At 68.8% G+C, this 17,228-nt stretch carries 11 protein-coding genes; 7 read left to right on the plus strand and 4 right to left on the minus strand.

Annotated elements, in window-relative coordinates; all coding sequences use genetic code 11:
- Positions 1–79 precede the first annotated feature (79 nt).
- Positions 80–823: an urease accessory protein UreD gene (locus tag BPODLACK_RS21105; RefSeq protein ID WP_159406170.1), complete on the plus strand. Its 744-nt coding sequence runs from the start codon at positions 80–82 to the stop codon at positions 821–823.
- Between the two features lie 36 nt (positions 824–859).
- Here the strand turns inward: BPODLACK_RS21105 and BPODLACK_RS21110 are convergent, their stop codons facing one another.
- A complete protein-coding gene (locus tag BPODLACK_RS21110) occupies positions 860–2,401 on the minus strand; it encodes an NAD(P)/FAD-dependent oxidoreductase (RefSeq protein WP_159406171.1) in 1,542 nt (513 codons plus the stop codon).
- 216 nt (positions 2,402–2,617) lie between these two features.
- A complete protein-coding gene (locus BPODLACK_RS21115) occupies positions 2,618–3,226 on the minus strand; it encodes a GNAT family N-acetyltransferase (RefSeq protein WP_159406172.1) in 609 nt (202 codons plus the stop codon).
- A 90-nt stretch (positions 3,227–3,316) separates the two neighbouring features.
- Between BPODLACK_RS21115 and BPODLACK_RS21120 the strand changes: the two genes are divergently transcribed.
- From BPODLACK_RS21120 to recD, 4 genes are read left to right on the plus strand one after another with little or no spacing between them, the layout of a single operon-like run.
- Positions 3,317–3,793: an acyl-CoA thioesterase gene (locus BPODLACK_RS21120; protein WP_035760182.1), complete on the plus strand. Its 477-nt coding sequence runs from the start codon at positions 3,317–3,319 to the stop codon at positions 3,791–3,793.
- Between the two features lie 24 nt (positions 3,794–3,817).
- Positions 3,818–7,264, plus strand: a complete 3,447-nt coding sequence (recC, locus tag BPODLACK_RS21125; RefSeq protein ID WP_159406173.1) for an exodeoxyribonuclease V subunit gamma — start codon at positions 3,818–3,820, stop codon at positions 7,262–7,264.
- Complete coding sequence (locus BPODLACK_RS21130) at positions 7,261–10,713, plus strand: UvrD-helicase domain-containing protein (RefSeq protein WP_159406174.1); 3,453 nt, start codon at positions 7,261–7,263, stop codon at positions 10,711–10,713. Before recC ends, BPODLACK_RS21130 begins: the two co-directional genes overlap by 4 nt.
- Complete coding sequence (recD, locus tag BPODLACK_RS21135; RefSeq protein ID WP_159406175.1) at positions 10,710–12,581, plus strand: exodeoxyribonuclease V subunit alpha; 1,872 nt, start codon at positions 10,710–10,712, stop codon at positions 12,579–12,581. The genes BPODLACK_RS21130 and recD overlap by 4 nt, the downstream gene beginning before the upstream one ends.
- Positions 12,582–12,703: 122 nt before the next feature.
- On the opposite strand, the gene BPODLACK_RS21140 is transcribed toward recD, so the two are convergent.
- Complete coding sequence (locus tag BPODLACK_RS21140; protein WP_024497497.1) at positions 12,704–13,459, minus strand: PIG-L family deacetylase; 756 nt, start codon at positions 13,457–13,459, stop codon at positions 12,704–12,706.
- 211 nt (positions 13,460–13,670) lie between these two features.
- Between BPODLACK_RS21140 and htpG the strand changes: the two genes are divergently transcribed.
- Positions 13,671–15,656 (plus strand): molecular chaperone HtpG, encoded by a 1,986-nt coding sequence (gene htpG, locus BPODLACK_RS21145; protein WP_159406176.1) that lies wholly within the window; start codon positions 13,671–13,673, stop codon positions 15,654–15,656.
- Positions 15,657–15,690: 34 nt separating this feature from the next.
- Entirely contained in the window at positions 15,691–16,674 is a 984-nt protein-coding gene (locus BPODLACK_RS21150) for a hypothetical protein (protein ID WP_159406177.1), read from the plus strand.
- A 14-nt stretch (positions 16,675–16,688) separates the two neighbouring features.
- On the opposite strand, the gene BPODLACK_RS21155 is transcribed toward BPODLACK_RS21150, so the two are convergent.
- Positions 16,689–17,165: a nitroreductase family deazaflavin-dependent oxidoreductase gene (locus BPODLACK_RS21155; protein WP_024497500.1), complete on the minus strand. Its 477-nt coding sequence runs from the start codon at positions 17,163–17,165 to the stop codon at positions 16,689–16,691.
- Positions 17,166–17,228: the final 63 nt, after the last annotated feature.

Consider the following 17,228-nt stretch of genomic DNA (forward strand, 5'->3'; position numbering starts at 1 on the left):
ACCTCACTCGGAGGTCTTCCCTATGTCACGTCGACTCGCCGAACGCGGTACCTAACGTCCCGGGTCAGTACAGCTAGCGATGCGTACCGACGTCGAGATCACCGCGACCGCCGACCGCGGTGTGCGGCACCGCGCGACCGGTGGTCTCGCCGTCCGGGTGACCGCACCCGGCCACGTGCAGTTGATCGGTACCGCAGCGACGCCGCTGGGTGGCGACGAGATCGCGGTCCGCATCAGGGTGGAGCCCGGCGCACATCTGAGCGTGGGCACCGTCGCCGCCACGATCGCGCTGCCTGCCCGGGACCGCGCGGATTCCCGGGCCCGGTGGGAGATCGAGGTGGGTGCGGGCGGTCGTCTGCGTCTCGATCCGCAGCCGACCGTGGTGGCCGGCGGCGCGGTCCACACTTCCGACGTCGTCGTCGAGATCGAGCCGACCGGGATTCTCGATCTGTACGAGCACGTGCAGATCGGCCGGGCTGTCCAGATCGACCGGGCGACGATCACGGATCTCGACCGGATCGACCGCGACCGAACCGGCTCCTGGACCGGTGGCCTACGGGTGACGGTCGGCGGTGAGGTCTGGCTGGCACATCGGGTCATGCTGGGCGCGTCGACACCCGCCGCCGCGATCGGTCATCGTGCGATGAGCAACGTCTTCCGTTTCCCGGATGACCGCCCGGAAGCCGTGCATCCGAGCGAGTTCGCGGCTCGGCTGCGCCTGGCCGGGGAAGCCACACTCACCAGCGCACTCGGCACGTCGGTGACGGCCACGCGCCGCCTGACCGACGCTCTCGACACCGCAGCGCTGGTCCCCAACGGTTAGGGGACCAGCGCTGCGGTAGGTCTGTCTGCCCGGGCCTCAGCTGGCCTCGGCTTCGGACTCCTTGCCTGCAGGATCCTTGCCGGCGGCGTCCTTGCCCTCGGTGGGCACCGAGCCGGATGCGTCGGTGGCCTTCGAGTCCACGGTCCCCGTGTCGGTCTTCGCGGCCTCGGCGTCGGGTCCGGCTCCGTTGCTCTCCGCGGCCTGCTTCTCCAATGCCGACAACTGTCCGATCGCGGTGCGAGCGTAGACCTGCTGTTCGGTGACGGCGAGCTGCGAGCGGCCGCGGGTGGTGAACGCGAAGAACCAGTTGATCAGCGTGTTCAGCCGGTTGCGGAAGCCCACCAGGTAAACGAGGTGCAGCGCGAGCCAGCCCAGCCACGCGAAGTAGCCCTCGGTCTCGAAGGGCTTCTTGAAGCCCGGGATCGGGACCTGCATCACCGCGGAGTACCGCGAGATGGTCGCCATCGAACCCTTGTCCCAGTAGCTGAACGGCTTGCGCTGGTCCGGCGTCTGGCCCTTGAGCTCGGCCTTGATCGCATCGGCGGCGTAGCGACCACCCTGGATCGCACCCTGTGCGACACCGGGCACGCCGTCGACGGCCATCATGTCGCCGACCACGAAGACCTCGGGGTGACCCGGGATCGTCAGGTCCGGTCCGACCTTCACCCGGCCCGCGCGGTCGAGTTCGACACCGGACTGTTCGGCGAGTTGCTGGCCGAGCGGGCTGGCCTGGACACCGGCCGACCACACCTTGCACTGCGACTCGATGCGACGGGTGGTGCCGTCTTTTTCCTTGACGACCAGACCGTCGTAGTCGACGTCCACGACCATCGCGTTGAGCTGGATCTCCACGCCCATCTTCTCGAGACGGGCCGCGGCCTTCCCGCCGAGCTTGGGGCCGAACGGCGGCAGCACGGCGGGGGCCGCGTCGAGAAGGATGACGCGGGCCTCGGTGGGGTCGATGTTGCGGAAGGCGCCCTTGAGGGTCTTGTCGCTCATCTCCGCGATCTGCCCGGCGAGTTCGACACCGGTCGGACCGGCACCGACGACCACGAAGGTCAGCAGCTTGGCGCGTTCGGCGGGGTCATGGGACAGCTCGGCCTGCTCGAAGGCGCCGAGGATTCGTCCGCGGAGCTCGAGCGCGTGGTCGATGGTCTTCATGCCCGGTGCGTACTCGGCGAAGTGGTCGTTGCCGAAGTACGACTGATCGGCGCCGGCCGCGACGATCAGGTCGTCGTAAGGGGTGACCGTGATGCGTTCGAGCAGTCGCGAGGTGACCGTCTTGGCCTCGAGGTCGATGTCGAACACGTCGCCCATCAGCACGGAGGTGTTCTTCTGTTTGCGCAGCACGACGCGGGTCGCCGGGGCGATCTCACCTTCGGCGACGATGCCCGTGGCGACCTGGTAGAGCATCGGCTGGAAGAGATGGTGGGTGGTCTTGGCGATCAGCGTCACGTCGACGTCGGCCTTCGCCAGACGCTGGGCGGCGAACAATCCGCCGAAGCCGGAGCCGATGATGACCACTTTCCTGCGGTCGGTGGCCGCTACAGCGGGGGCCTGGACGGCGGGGCTGCTCATCTCCAGACATCTCCTTCTCGCTCGTTGGGGGACGATTGTGCTTCGGCGCCGTGCAGGGTCCGTGTCGTCACGTGACCGAACCGCGTCGGGCGACGGTCGAGGCAAAACCGTACTTGCCCACAACGGTAGTCAATGATGCGCGACCCGGCGCGACCAGGACGGTGCAGCCGGGCCGGTAGCCGAGGTCACGTTCGGTCGGCCGAGCCCGCCTCACCGTCATGCGGTGAGGTCACCCGCCGATGACCAGCGCAGAGATCGTCGCTGCCACTCGGCCAGGAGGATCTGATACTCCACCTCGTACCGGTCGGGACCGAGGTGCAGCGGATGCGGGGTCATGCCGGAATCGTCGGTTTCGTCGCCCACATGTATTGCCGACAGTGTCATGCCGAGCTTCTCCATGACCCGCCGTGAGGGGGTGTTGCCCGCGACCGTGCTCGCGAAGACACGTTCGGTCGCGAGGTGGTCGAAGGCGAAGGCCATGAGGGCGAACGCGGCCTCGGTGGCCAGACCGCGTCCCCAGACCGTCCGGCGGATGCGGTAGCTCAACTCGAGTTCGGGGCGACGACTGTGTCGCGGGGTGCGCAACGACGCCCAGCCGAGGAACGCACCGGTCGCCGGGTCGCACAGCACCCACGTGCCGGTTCCGTACAGACGCCGCTCCGACTCGGCGCGCGGAAGGACCCAGTCCTCGATGACCGTCCGCGGGGTCGGTGTGCCGCCGCTCACGAAGCGCATGACCTCGGGGTCGCTGTCGAGGTGGACGAGGTCGTCGATGTCCATCGCGGACACCGGGCGCAGACGTGCCCGTGCCGTGTCGATGTTCACCCGAGGCCCCTCACTTTCGGCGATCCGGGCGCGATTCTACGGTCTCGACACGGTCGGCACCGCAGTTCACGGTGCGCGTGTCCCGCCGTTATGGTTGCTGCCGTGGCTTCTGAATCCCCGGCACCGGACTATGTTCTCGAGATCCCCGTCCATCTGCGGTGGGGTGACATGGACATCAACAACCACATCAACAACGTGCAGATCTCGCGCCTGTTCGAGGAGGCGCGTGTCCGGTCGTTCCATGAGTGGATACCGGACCGTCCGCGGGACTTCTCCTTCCTCGTCGCACGCCAGGACGTCGAGTTCTCGGCGCCCGTGCACTACTCGACGCACCCCGTCCTGGTGCGTTCCTGCGTCGGCCGGATCGGCCGTTCGTCGTTCGTGATGGCACTCCGCCTGTACGACAAGGAAGGGGTCCTGTGCGCCACGGCCGAGACGACGATGGTCGTCGTGGATCCGGCGGCGGGTCGGCCGGCGCCGATACCCGACGACCTACGGGACGTCCTGACCGCGGCCCTCGGCGAGCCGGCGCGGTTCCATGCGCCACGCACCGCCACCGCGAACTGACCCCGGACCCCCGGGCCTGACCGGATGCTGATCCTTCACCGCGCCGAGCGCACCGATACGTTGGCCGAGGCGTTGGCCGACGTCCTCTCGACACCGCTCGACGATCCGATGCGTACCGAGATCGTGTCGGTCCCGGCGGCCGGTGTCGAACGCTGGCTCGCACAGCACCTCGCCCGCCGACTCGGTTCTGGTGCGGGACTGTCGGACGGCATCGCCGCCAACATCGACTTCACCGGTCCCGGACGGCTGGCCGACGCCATCTCGACCGCGGTGCTCGCCGGTGACCGGTTCACGGCCGACACCCCGTTGTCGGCCGTGAACCCCTGGCGCGCAACGGAATTGACCTGGCCAGTGCTCCGGATTCTCGACGAACGGATCGACGACCCCGATCTGACGGTGATCGCCCGTCACATCGGTGCGGGTGACGCCGAGTCGCCCCGGGTCGGACGCCGCTATGCGACGGCACGCCACCTGGCCGAATTGTTCGAGCGGTACGGACGTTCCCGACCGTCGATGATCGCCGGCTGGGCCGCCGGGGACGACCTCGACGGCGCGGGTGCTCCGTTGCGCGACGACCTCGCCTGGCAGGCGGGGTTCTGGCGCGCGGTGGGTGCCGAGATCGGGCAGCCGCATCCGGCGGAGGTCCTCGGCGAGGTGTGTGAGCGCCTGCGCACCGATCCCGGCGCCGCCGACCTCCCCGGCCGGTTGTCCGTGTTCGGCCCGACGCGGATCACCGAGTCGTTCCGGAACATCATCTCCGCGGTGAGCGCGCACCACGATGTCCACCTGTTCGTCCCGCACCCGAGTCCCCGTCTGTGGGAGGAGCTCCGAGCCATCGGCGGAGGAGTGTCCGCGGCGACCTCGACGGTGGGTGTCCCGCCCCGGCGGCGCGGGCGCCCGGTACCCGAACTCCGGAATCCGTTGCTGGCCGGGCTGTCCCGCGATCTCCAGGAACTGCAATTGCGTCTGGGGGATGTCGTCGACCGGGACGTCCACCATCCGCCGGCCACCCCGCTGCCCGACACGCTGCTCGGCGCCCTGCAGGCGGGTATCCGCGACGACGCAGGGGCCCGCGACGACACCGGAGTGTCCCCGCCTGCCGAATGCGCCGACGACGGGTCGGTCGAGGTCCACGCGTGCCACGGTCCGGAACGGCAGATCGAGGTGCTCCGGGACCGACTGCTGCACCTCTTCGCCGACGACCCGACCCTCGAACCCCGTGACGTCCTGATCATGTGCCCCGACGTGGAGACCTTCGCGCCCCTCATCCGAGGTGCCTTCGGGCAGGCCGGATTGCCGCATCCCGCTTTCGATCTGCGCGTCCGCCTCGCCGACCGCGGCGTGCGTCAGGTGAACCCGGTCATCGACACCGTCGTCGGCGTCGTCGAACTCGCGGCCGGTCGGGTGACCGCGGGCGACGTCCTCGATCTGCTCGGGGCCGAACCCGTCCGGACACGTTTCGCGATGACCGACGACGACCTGGACCTGGTCCGGGAATGGCTGGGCCACAGCAATGTCCGCTGGGGACTCGGAACCGCGGAACGTGCGCGGTTCGGTCTCGAACGTTTCCGGCAGGGCACCTTCGACGCGGGTCTCGACCGCATCGCCCTCGGTGTGGTCGCCGAGGAGACCGACGACGAATGGCTCGGCACCGCCCTGCCACTCGCCGGTGTGGAGAGTACCGGTATCGACCTCGTCGGCCGGCTCGACGAATTCCTCGACCGGCTCGGCCGAGTCCTCGCGGACCTGACCACGACCGCGCCCGCCCACCGTTGGGCCGAGACCCTCGTCGAGGCCGTCGGATCGCTCACCGCGACCGCTCCCGCCGACGATTGGCAACGAGCACAGGCCATCCGGATGCTCGAGGACGCCTTCGGCACCACCGAGGAGGTCCTGCGTCTCGCCGACGTGCGTGACCTGTTGTCGGCCCTGATCGCCGGGCGACCCACGCGATCCAATTTCCGGACCGGTGAGCTCACCGTATGCACCATGGTGCCGATGCGTTCGGTGCCCCACCGGGTCATCGTGCTGCTCGGCATCGACGCCGAGGTCTTCCCGCGCGTGCAGCGTATCGACGGGGACGACGTGCTCGGTGTCGATCCGCTGGTGGGCGAACGCAATCCGCGCGACGAGGACCGCCAGTGCTTCCTCGACGCGATCGGTGCGGCGCAGGACAACCTGCTCGTCTTCTACAGCGGAGCCGACCCGGTGTCGGGCCGGCACATCCCGCCCGCCGTGGTGGTCAGCGAACTGATCGACACCGTCGACGGTCTCACCGGTTCGGACCGGCCGACGATCGTCCGGCGGCACTCACTGCACCGCTTCGACGCCCGCAACTTCGTGGACGGGGGTGTTCGCGGTATCGCCGGACCGTTCAGCCACGACGCCTCGCTTCTGGCCGGGGCGACGGCCCTGCGCGGACCGGCCGATCCGGTCGTCCCGTCCGCCCGGGAGATCCTCCCCGCACCCGAGCCGACCCTTGAACTCGCCGACATCGACCTCGCGTCGCTCATCGACTTCCACGTCGATCCGATCACCGCCTTCGTCCGGCAACGCCTGGGCGCCCGGATACCCGACGACGAGACACCTCACGACGACCAGCTCGACGTCGAACTCGACCCACTCGACAAGTGGGGGATCGGCGACCGTTTCCTCACCCGGATGCTGGCCGGGGTTTCCATCGTGGACTGTGAAGCTGCTGAACTGCGCCGTGGGACGCTGCCGCCCTTCGCCTTCGGTACCCGGGAGCTGGCGGCCATCTCGCGAGCGGTCACGCGGCTGCACGGCGTCGTGGCGCCACTGCGTCCGGGATCGCCGGAAACCCTCGACATCCTCGTGACACTGCCCGACGGACGGCGCGTGCACGGCACCGTCGGCGAGGTGTTCACCGCCGACGACGGACAGGCCCGGCTGGTCCGCGCGACGTACTCGCGCCTCAAGGCGAAACAGCAACTGAGCGCCTGGATCACGCTGCTCGCGGTCGCGGCGGCCGCGACCCAGGGCAACGCCGGCGCGGGGAAGGTCGGGTCCGCGGTGTCCGTCGGTCGCGCCGCCCGTGGGGGTGGAACCACCACGCTCACCCTTCGACGCCCGGAGGATCCGGTGCCGCTCCTCGACCAGCTCGTCCGCTTACGGGACGAAGGTCTGCGCCGTCCGCTGCCGTTGCCGCTGGAACCCGCGTTCACGTTCGTCGACAACGACGGTCCCGGTCGCCGGAGCCACTGGGCCCTCAACAGCGCGCGCAAGGTGTTCGACGACACCTTCGGTCCCCGCCACGATCGCTACCTCAAACTGGCCTTCGGCGGCGACGTCCTGACCGACGTCGAGTTCGACGCCCTGCTCGAGGAGCGGGCACCGGCCGACCGCGCCCTCGGCGGGGTGGAATTGGCCGTGGCAGAGGACGAGCCGCTGTTCAGCGGACTCGCCCGGGCGGTGTGGGTCCCCGTCGGACAGCACCGGGAGGGCTCATGAGACGTCCGGAGACCTTCGACATCACCGCCGAACTCCCGGAACACACCACCGTGCTCGAGGCGAGCGCCGGGACGGGCAAGACGTACGCGATCGTGGGACTCGCGGCACGGTATCTCGCCGACGGTGTGCCGATCGCGGAGATGCTGCTCGTCACGTTCAGCCGGGCGGCGACAGCCGAACTGCGCGAACGGATGCGGGCGCGTGTGCGGGAACTGCTCGACGCCCTGGCCGATCCCGCGGAGGTCCTGTCCGGCTCCGCTCAGGCAGGCGACGCGTTGTTGCGGCAGTTGGCGAGCGGCACACCCGGGGAGGTCCTCGCGCGCCGACGGAATCTCGCCCGCGCACTGAGTGACTTCGATGCGTCCACGATCGCCACCACCCACACGTTCTGCAACCGGATGCTGGAGGCGCTGGGATTCCTCGGCGAACGGGAACTCGTCTACTCCATCGTCGAAGAGGTCGACGAACTCACCGAGGAGGTCGCGCTCGATCTCTACCTGCGCGGTTTCTGGGCCAGTGACGCACCGGAATTCAGCTTCGCCGACGCACGGGAGATCGCGCGCGACGCGGTGCGTCAGGCGACGGTCGAACTCGCACCGGACACGAGCGAGCCGTCCGGGGGGTCGGCCGCCGACGACGTCGCGGCACGCCGGGTCAGCTTCGCCAAGGCGGTCCGGCAACACGTCGAGACCCGCAAACGGGACGCCCGCGTCCGTACCTACGACGACCTCCAGGCGATCCTGCACCGCATCGTCAACGATCCGGTGGTGGGCGACCGTGCCTGCCAACGGATCCGCGACACGTTCACCGTGGTGCTGGTCGACGAGTTCCAGGACACCGATCCGTTGCAGTGGGACATCCTGCGCCGCTGCTTCCACGGCCACCGCCGGATGATCCTCGTCGGCGATCCGAAGCAGTCCATCTACGGTTTCCGCGGTGCCGAGGTGCTGAGCTATCTCGCGGCGGTGTCGTCGGCCGACACACTCCGGGCGCTCGACGTGAACCGCCGGTCGGACGGCGCACTCGTCGAAGCACTGCAGCACCTTTACGGCGAAGCGACCCTGGGGCATCCGGACATCGTTGCGCGTCCCGTCCGGGCCGCATTCGCCGGCAGCCGGCTCGAGGGCCGCCCGCCGCTGCGGCTCCGAGCGTTTCTCCGCGGCGACTTCACGTCTCTCAACTCGTTCAACCTCCCGGGTGTCAAGGAGGTGCGATCGCGCATCGCCGCCGATGTCGCCGACGACATTGCGACCGCGCTGGCGCGGGGAGACCGGATCGACATCGACGGGGTGTCCCGGCCGGTCGATCCCGGGGACATCGCGATCCTGGTGCGGCTCAACAGCACGATCGAACCGCTGCAGGCCGAACTCGCCGAACGAGGCATCAACTCGGTGATCGGGTCGGGCATCAACGTCTTCTCGACCTCGGCCGCCCAGCACTGGCTGTGGGTCCTGCGCGCCGTCGAACAGCCGTCACGCCCCGACCGGGTGCGGATGGCCGCACTGACCACGCTCTTCGGCTGGTCCACCGAACGGGTCGCGACCGCCACCGAGCCGGAGGTCGCCGAACTCGGTGCCGAACTGTCCATGCTCGCCAGGGTTTTCGCGCAGGGCGGATTCGCCGCGATGGCCCAACGACTGTTCGACGCGCATGAGGTGGCCGCCCGGGTTCTCACCGTCGAGAACGGGGAACGAACCCTCACCGATCTCATCCAGGTGTCGGCGTTGTGCAACAAACATGTGGTCGAGACCGGCGAGGGACTGAGCGCGCTCGTCGAGTGGCTGACCGAGCGGATCGCCGACACCTCGTCACGCCGGCGCTACGAGGATCAGAGTCGTCGTCTCGACCGCGACACCCAGGCCGTCCAGATCATGACCGTGCACGCGAGCAAGGGGCTGCAGTTCCCGATCGTGTACGTGCCCTACGGGTGGGACGGCACGTGGGTCAACGATCGCGGGAACATCACCTACCACGACGAATCGGGGACCCGTCGGCTCGATGTGGGAGGACAGCAGGCACCGGATCGTGCCGCCCGACGCCGACGTTATGCCGACGAGGTCGCGGGGGAGGACCTGCGGCTGCTCTACGTCGCGCTCACCCGCGCCCAGTCACAGGTCGTCGCCTGGTGGGCGCCGTCGCGGAACACCACGACCGGACCACTGCACCGGTTGATCTTCGGACGCGAGAACGCGGTGCGGTCGTCGACCGGAGAACCGGAATGGACGGTTGCCGGGGAGGTGCCCATTCCGGAGGCCGACGTCGACTGTGTGGGTGTTCTGCGCACCCTCACCGAACGTGATCCCGCGATCTCTGTCGAACCGGCCGGCCGGCTCGATGCGGATGTCGTGGCGCCACCCGCCGGCGACGGGGAGGGTGCTGATGCTCTGGGCATCGCGCACTTCGATCGCCGGATAGACCAGGACTGGCGTCGAACCTCGTATTCGGCACTCACCGCCGACGTCGCGCATGGTGCGCACGGTGCACCCGGAGGGCCGCCGACCTCCGTCGTGGAGACCGGCAGCGAACCCGACGACGAGGTGACCGACATCCTCGACGACGAGCCGATCGCCCGGCCGGACGACGTGGTCGACGACGCCGGAACCGATTCGGACGCACGTCGTCCGGGGATGGCATCGCTGATGAACGGGCTACCGTTCGGCGCGGCCTTCGGCACCCTGGTCCACGAGGTCCTCGAGTACGTCGACACCTCTGCGCCCGACATCGAAGCGCATGTCCGGGAACTGTGTTCTCGGGAGCTCGGCGCGCTGTCCGGTGACATCGACCCTGACCGGCTCGTCGCCGCGCTGGTCGGCGTGCTCACCACACCTCTCGGTTTCGGGGATCTGTGGAGCATCGATCCGCGTGATCGCCTCGCCGAACTCGATTTCGAACTGCCGCTCGGCCCCGCGGACGAGCGGACATCCGGCGGGGGAACGACGCTCGGGCGCCTCGCCGATCTGATGGAATTGCATCTGCCGGAATCGGATCCGCTGCGAGTGTACGCCACGCACCTGCGCGCGGTGCCCGGTCGGCGTCTTCGTGGTTTCCTCACCGGCAGTATCGACTCGGTGCTGCGGATCCCCGACGGCCGTTACGTGATCGTCGACTACAAGACCAACCGCATCCGCCCGGGCGACCTCGTGGTCGAGGACTTCGACGCCGAGGCGATGGCCGGTGAGATGATCGCCGCCCACTATCCGTTGCAGGCGATGTTGTACTCGGTTGCGCTGCACCGGTATCTGAGGTGGCGGTTGCCCGGTTACGACCCGGATCGTCACCTCGGTCCGGTGCAGTACCACTTCGTGCGCGGCATGGCCGGACCGGACACTCCGCCCGGATGCGGTGTCTTCGAATGGGTGCTGCCCAGCGGTCTCGTCGCCGGCCTGTCCGACGCACTGGCCGGGGTGGAGCCGAACGCGTCCGCCGGAACCGGGGGGAGAGGTCGATGAGCACACCCGATGTCCAGCACGTCGATTCGGCGACCGGCACCCTGGCCGACTGGAACGCCGCGGGCCTCCTTGCCGCCGCGGATCTGCACATCACCGACCGGTTGATCCGGATGTGCGCTGAACCGGTGTCCGTGGAGGCCCGACTCGGCGCCGCCCTCGCCGTTCGGGCCGTGCGCCTGGGCTCCACCTGCCTAGCCCTGGACCGCATCGGCGAACTGACGACGGGGGACACCGCCGAGGTCGAGATGCCCTCGCCTCGTGATGTTCTGGACGCGCTGGTCGCAAGCCCACTCGTCACCGGCAGCGCGGCCGGACCGTTGCGCCCGCTGGTGGTCCGGGATTCCGTCGACGGACCACTCGTCTACTTGCAGAAGTACTTCCGGCAGGAACAGACGATCCGGGAGATCCTCGACCGGCGGGCCCGGACATCACCCGCCGTCGATACGGAGGCGCTCGGCGAGGCCATCGCGACGGTCTACTCCTCGCCCGACGACGGCGCCCTGCAGAAGCTGGCCGCTGCGGTGGCGGCGACGCGCTGGACGACGGTCCTCGCCGGCGGTCCGGGAACGGGCAAGACGTACACCGTCGCCCGCATCCTCGCCGTCCTCGACCGTCTCCAAGGACCGGGTCTGCGCATCGGGCTGTGTGCACCCACCGGACGCGCGGCGGCACAGCTGCAGGCCTCGGTCGAGTCCGAGTCCACCCTGCCGGTCACGGCTCACGCGGTCACCCTGCATTCGCTGCTCGGCTGGCGCCCCGGCTCGAACCCCCGGTACGGGCGCGGGCGCACGCTGCCCCACGACGTCATCGTCGTCGACGAGACGTCGATGCTGTCGATGACCGCGATGAGCCGGCTGCTCGACGCCGTCCGCCCCGATGCCCGTGTCGTGTTCGTCGGCGATCCCCACCAGCTGGCCTCGGTGGAGGCGGGTGCGGTGCTCGCCGACCTCGTCGAACGGACCGACCTGCCGGACACCGGGGCCGAGGATGTGCCGCTGACGACACCGACGCAGGCGTTCGATGCGGTGGGCCTCGATCCCGCCGCCGAGGACCTCGATCCCGACGACGTGGCGCGGCTGGCCGACGGCGTCATCACCTTGCGCACGCAGTTCCGGTTCGGCGGCGGCATCTCGCAGGTCGCGGCCGCCGTCAACGCGGGCGATCCCGACGCGGTCCTCGAACTCGTCACCTCGCCGGACATCGACGATGTCGAACTGGTGGCGCCCGACGAACTCGACGACGTGGCCGGCGACATCCTGGCCTGGGGTCGGGATCTGCGCGCGGCCGCCCGGAAGGGTGATGCGACCGGTGCCCTGGACGCGCTCGACAGTCATCGGGTCCTGTGCGCGCACCGCGAGGGTTCGTGGGGTGTGCGCGGATGGACCACGCGCATCACCGACTGGCTGGGGACCACCGAGGCCGAGCACACGGGTTGGTATGTGGGACAACCAATCCTGGTGACGGCGAACGATCGCCAGACCGCCACCTTCAACGGCGACACAGGTGTGGTGATCGTCGATCCGGACTCGGATGCGCAGACGTCGAATCGATCCGGTTCGCCGGAAGCGATCCGGGTGGCGTTCCGCCGGGGCGGCGAAACCCGGCTGCTCCACCCGACCCAACTCGCCGACGTCGTTTCGGTCCATGCGATGACCATCCACCGCAGCCAGGGCAGCCAGTTCGATCGAGTGACCGTCGTGCTCCCGCCGGCCGGCTCGGAGCTCCTGACCCGCGAACTCCTGTACACCGCCATCACCCGCGCCCGAAGTCGCGTGCGCATCGTCGGAACCGCCGAGGTCCTCGCGGCGGCCGTCAACCGACGCGTGCAACGCGCCAGCGGGTTACGCTCCGCGGTCACCGCGATCTAACCGTGAAACCCTCGGATTGATCCCTGAGGTGCGAGCGAAGCGACATCGAACTGCTCCCTGAGGTGCGAGCGAAGCGACATCGAACTGCTCCCTGAGGTGCGAGCGAAGCGAGCCTCGACGGGTCAGAACAGGTCACATCCACCCGGGACGAGATCGCGGCGCTGATAGCACTCGACGCCGAGCAACCTGTCCTGAAGCTCCTCGGGGAGCGACATGAATCCCGCGATCGCGCGACTGCGGGCGATCTCCGACCGGTGTGCGACGACACCCGCCTTCTTGCGTGCCGCCAGGTCGGACACGTCGACGACCACGTCGATCTCGGAATCGGGTGTACCGGGTAGTTGTTCGCGAGGGATCTCGGGGAACAGGCTCGGTGCGAGCAGGTCCATCATCCATTCGGGGATCGTGGCGAAGTACAGGGACCGGACCCGCCAGGCCGGCCCGGCCCGGTGATAGAGCTTCGTCGAGGCGGCGGCGTCCGCGGCGGCACAGGCCAGACGGTGGGCGTGGACGTGGTCGGGGTGTCCGTAGATGCCGAGAGCGTCGTAGGTGACGACGATGTCCGGCTGGAGTTCACGGATGTGCTTGGTGAGTGCCCGGACCTGGTCGTCGAACGACGCGGCACACAGCCGTGGGGCGTCGGGAGCCGACTCGGGCCGGCGGTCGTCGGCGTAGCCGAGCATGATCGGCGGGCGCGGCATGCCGAGGATGTCGACGGCGTCGGTCAGCTCCCGGTGCCGGATCGTGCCCTCCGCCCAGGTGCACATCACGAGGTCCGCCTCGCCGCCGGAGTCGACGTGACGGGCGGTGAGTCCGCCGGTCCACAGTGACTCGTCGTCGGGGTGTGCGTGCACCAGCAGCAGTCGAGGCGTACCCATCCACCTGGCTTCCTGATCGTTCCCCGCGTGTGATGCCTCTCGGGCACCATCCGCAACGGGGGTAGTCGGTCCCCGACCCAGGGTAGCCACACCGGCGCTCGGTAAAGTCGGTGTCCGTCACGACGTGTCGTCGCGTCGGGCCTGTGCCCGGCGCCGGACGCGTGCCACCGAAACCACACGAACACGCGAGAACAGAACATGGAGGTCTGCGATGAGCGCTGCGCCCGAAGTTCACGAGTTCCAGGCGGAGACCCGGCAGCTGCTGGATCTCATGGTCCACTCGATCTACTCCAACAAGGACAGCTTCCTGCGTGAGCTGATCTCGAACGCATCCGATGCGCTCGACAAGCTGCGCCTGGAGTCGTTGCTGGACAAGGACCTCGACGTCGACACGTCCGACCTGCACATCACGCTCACCCCGGACTCGGACGCGCGCACCCTCGTGGTCGCCGACAACGGCATCGGCATGACGCGCGACGAGGTCGTCGGACTCATCGGCACCCTGGCCCGATCGGGCACCGCCGAACTACGCCGATCGCTCGCCGAGGCCCGCGAGAAGGGCGTCTCCGACGCCGCCGCCGAGGAACTCATCGGACAGTTCGGCATCGGCTTCTACTCGACGTTCATGGTCGCCGACAAGGTCAGCCTGGTGACGCGCAAGGCCGGCGAGACCACCGGTACCCGCTGGGAGTCGACCGGTGACGGCACCTACACGATCGACGACGTGCCGGACGCGCCGCAGGGCACCTCGGTCACGCTGGCACTGAAGCCGGTCGACACCGAGGACCACCTGTACGACTACGCCGACAAGTCCAAGCTGCGTCAGCTGGTCAAGCGCTACTCCGACTTCATCGCGTGGCCGATCCGCATGGACGTCGAGAAGACGGTCCCGGTCGAGACGCCCGACTCCGACACCGAGTCCGACGAGGACAAGACCCCCGAGACCAAGACGGTCGTCGAGACGGAGACCATCAACTCGATGAAGGCCCTGTGGGCCAAGTCGCGTTCGGAGGTGTCCGACGAGGAGTACCAGGAGTTCTACCGGCACGTGTCCCACGCCTGGGATGCGCCGCTGGAGACCATCACCCTGCAGGCCGAGGGCACCTTCGAGTACCAGGCGCTGCTGTTCATCCCGACGCAGCCGCCGTTCGACCTGTTCATGCGCGACAGCAAGGTCGGCATCCACCTGTACGTCAAGCGCGTGTTCATCATGGACGACTGCGCCGAGCTGATGCCGGAGTACCTGCGCTTCGTCAAGGGCGTCGTCGACGCCGCGGACCTCTCGCTCAACGTGTCGCGCGAGATCCTGCAGCAGGACCGGCAGATCCGCGCGATCCGTCGTCGCCTCACCAAGAAGGTGATCTCGACGGTCACCGAGATGCGCGACAGTCGGCCCGACGACTACCGCACCTTCTGGGACGGCTTCGGCCGCGTGTTCAAGGAAGGCCTCGTCAACGATCCGGACAACCGCGACGCACTGCTCAAGGCGTCGTCGTTCGCGAGCACCCACTCGGAGGAGGAACTGACGACGCTGGCCGACTACATCGGCCGGATGAAGAGCGGCCAGGACACGATCTACTACATGACCGGCGAGTCCCGGCAGCAGATCGTCAACTCCCCACACATGGAGGCGTTCCGCGCCAAGGGGATCGAGGTGCTCGTCCTCTCCGATCCGGTCGACGAGATGTGGGTGTCGGCCGGTGCCGAGTTCGACGGCAAGCCGTTCCAGTCGATCGCCAAGGGCGCGGTCGATCTCGGCGCCGACGACGAGGAGTCCGACGACACGTCGAAGGAGGAGCAGAACAAGGCCTACGCCGACCTGCTGTCGTGGCTGACCACCACTCTGTCCGACGACGTCAGCGAGACCCGGTTGTCGTCGCGGCTGACCGAATCGCCGGCCTGCCTGGTGGGGGACACGTTCTCGATGTCGCCGCAGCTGGAGAAGCTGTACCGGGCATCGGGACAGCAGTTCCCGAAGTCCAAGCGTGCGCTCGAGCTCAACCCCGATCATCCGCTGGTGGAAGCGCTCAACAAGGCCTACGCCGCCGGGGACCACGACAAGCTGGTCCCGACCGCGAAGCTCGTCTACGGCATGGCCGTGATCGCCGAGGGCGGCGAACTCGAGGATCCGGCGGAGTTCGCGAAGCTGCTCGCGGGCAGCCTGACCGAGTCGTTCGGGGCCGGATCGGATTCCTGATCGGGTTCCCGACGCACCGGACCGGTCGCCCGGAATGAATCGCCGAAGGTGGACGATCACCGTCGGCGTCGGGGCGCTGATCCTCGCCGTGGTGCTGGTGTCCGCTCTCCTCGTGGGGCTTTCCCGCGAGGACGAGCGGGCCCGCACCCCGGAGGACGCCGTCCGCACCTATCTGACTGCGCTCGCCGACGCCGACGCGTCGGCGGCCCTCGCCGTCATCGACCCACGCCCGGACACCCGGTTCCTCACCGACGGGGTCCTGCGGCAGCAGCGAACCGAAGCGCCGATCACCGACATCGAGGTCGACGATCCGGGGGAGTCCGGACGGAGTGTCCAGGCGCGGTATCGCCTCGGGTCACGTGACGTCGACATCCCGGTGAAGGTGAGGCGGGCCGGGGACGGCTGGGCGGTCGTCGACGGTGCGGTGGAGGTGCGCATCGAGTCGCTGTTCATGCCGAGCCCGAGGCTGTTCGGGGCTCAGGTCAAGGCAGGCGACACAGTCTTCCTCTTCCCCGGGCCCCAGCGTTGGGGTTCACGCGACGTCGACTTCGTCGGACACACCGTCGAGGCCGCGCCGTTCGGTCCGCATGAACCGATGTCGGTCCGGGTGGTGGCCGAGCTCAGTCCCACCGGCGTCTCGGCGGTGAGCGATGCGGTCTCGGCACAGCTCAGCCGGTGCGCCGCGTCGACCCGGTCCGATGCCGGTGCCGACGTGCCCGGATGCACGCAGCGACTATTCCGGTCTGCGGTGGACGGCAGCGTGCGGTGGACCGCTCCGCGCGACCTGTCGGGCCTGCGGTATCTGCTCCGGCGGCCGGCTCCGGGGGCCGACTCGGCACCGGACGAGAAAGATCTGGGCACGGTCGACGTCGCCGGTGCCGTCGAGTGGCGGGTGGCCTACACCCCGGCTTTCGACCGGACCGGACCCCGCGTCGAGACGACCGACACCCAATACCTGGTGGGGAGCGTCGACCTCACCGCCGGCACACCGACGTTCACCGCCGAACCGGCCACCTGACCTCGCCGGCTTGCCTATCCGGCCGGCGCCGGCCGCAACCGGAAGACCGGGATCCGACGTTCGGTGCGCTTCTCGTAGAGGTCGAAGTTCGGCCACACCGTACGCAGCTTCTGCCACGCCGCGTCGCGGTCGGCCCCGTCCAGTTCGGTCGGAACGGCGACGGAAACCTTTCCGCCGACGACGATCTCGATCGTGTCGGCGGCGCGGAGGTTGTACACCCATGCGGGCATCTTCGGCCCGCCGAAGTATGAGCCGGCGATCAGCCAGTCCTCGCCGTCGGGCACGGCGAGAAGTTGTGTGGTCCGCAGCTCGCCGGTCTTGCGACCAGCCACGCGGATGGTGATGTTCGGGAGATCGGCGATGTCGAGCAGGGTCATCCGATTGCCGGTGACGGTCTGAATGGCGTTGTCGCCCACCACGATCTGCGGGAGAAAACGAGGCATCCAGGGGATCGATCCGATCTTGATCGCAAGCCTGCGCCGCACCTTCATCCGCCTAGTGTGACATGACACCGTCCCCGGGTCGGCACGTTGCCCGGGGCACCGTGGTGAACC

It is taken from the genome of Gordonia sp. YY1, assembly GCF_009872315.1.
In the GTDB taxonomy this organism is placed as follows: Bacteria; Actinomycetota; Actinomycetes; order Mycobacteriales; family Mycobacteriaceae; genus Gordonia; species Gordonia amicalis.

Bases quoted from the DNA above. Each gene is read 5' to 3' on its own strand.
- BPODLACK_RS21150 (WP_159406177.1), top strand. From the start codon at position 15,691: ATGAATCGCCGAAGGTGGACGATCACCGTCGGCGTCGGGGCGCTGATC.
- recD (WP_159406175.1), top strand. From the start codon at position 10,710: ATGAGCACACCCGATGTCCAGCACGTCGATTCGGCGACCGGCACCCTG.
- BPODLACK_RS21130 (WP_159406174.1), top strand. From the start codon at position 7,261: ATGAGACGTCCGGAGACCTTCGACATCACCGCCGAACTCCCGGAACAC.
- BPODLACK_RS21105 (WP_159406170.1), top strand. From the start codon at position 80: ATGCGTACCGACGTCGAGATCACCGCGACCGCCGACCGCGGTGTGCGG.
- BPODLACK_RS21120 (WP_035760182.1), top strand. From the start codon at position 3,317: ATGGTTGCTGCCGTGGCTTCTGAATCCCCGGCACCGGACTATGTTCTC.
- BPODLACK_RS21155 (WP_024497500.1), bottom strand. From the start codon at position 17,165: ATGAAGGTGCGGCGCAGGCTTGCGATCAAGATCGGATCGATCCCCTGG.
- BPODLACK_RS21110 (WP_159406171.1), bottom strand. From the start codon at position 2,401: ATGAGCAGCCCCGCCGTCCAGGCCCCCGCTGTAGCGGCCACCGACCGC.
- htpG (WP_159406176.1), top strand. From the start codon at position 13,671: ATGAGCGCTGCGCCCGAAGTTCACGAGTTCCAGGCGGAGACCCGGCAG.
- recC (WP_159406173.1), top strand. From the start codon at position 3,818: ATGCTGATCCTTCACCGCGCCGAGCGCACCGATACGTTGGCCGAGGCG.
- BPODLACK_RS21140 (WP_024497497.1), bottom strand. From the start codon at position 13,459: ATGGGTACGCCTCGACTGCTGCTGGTGCACGCACACCCCGACGACGAG.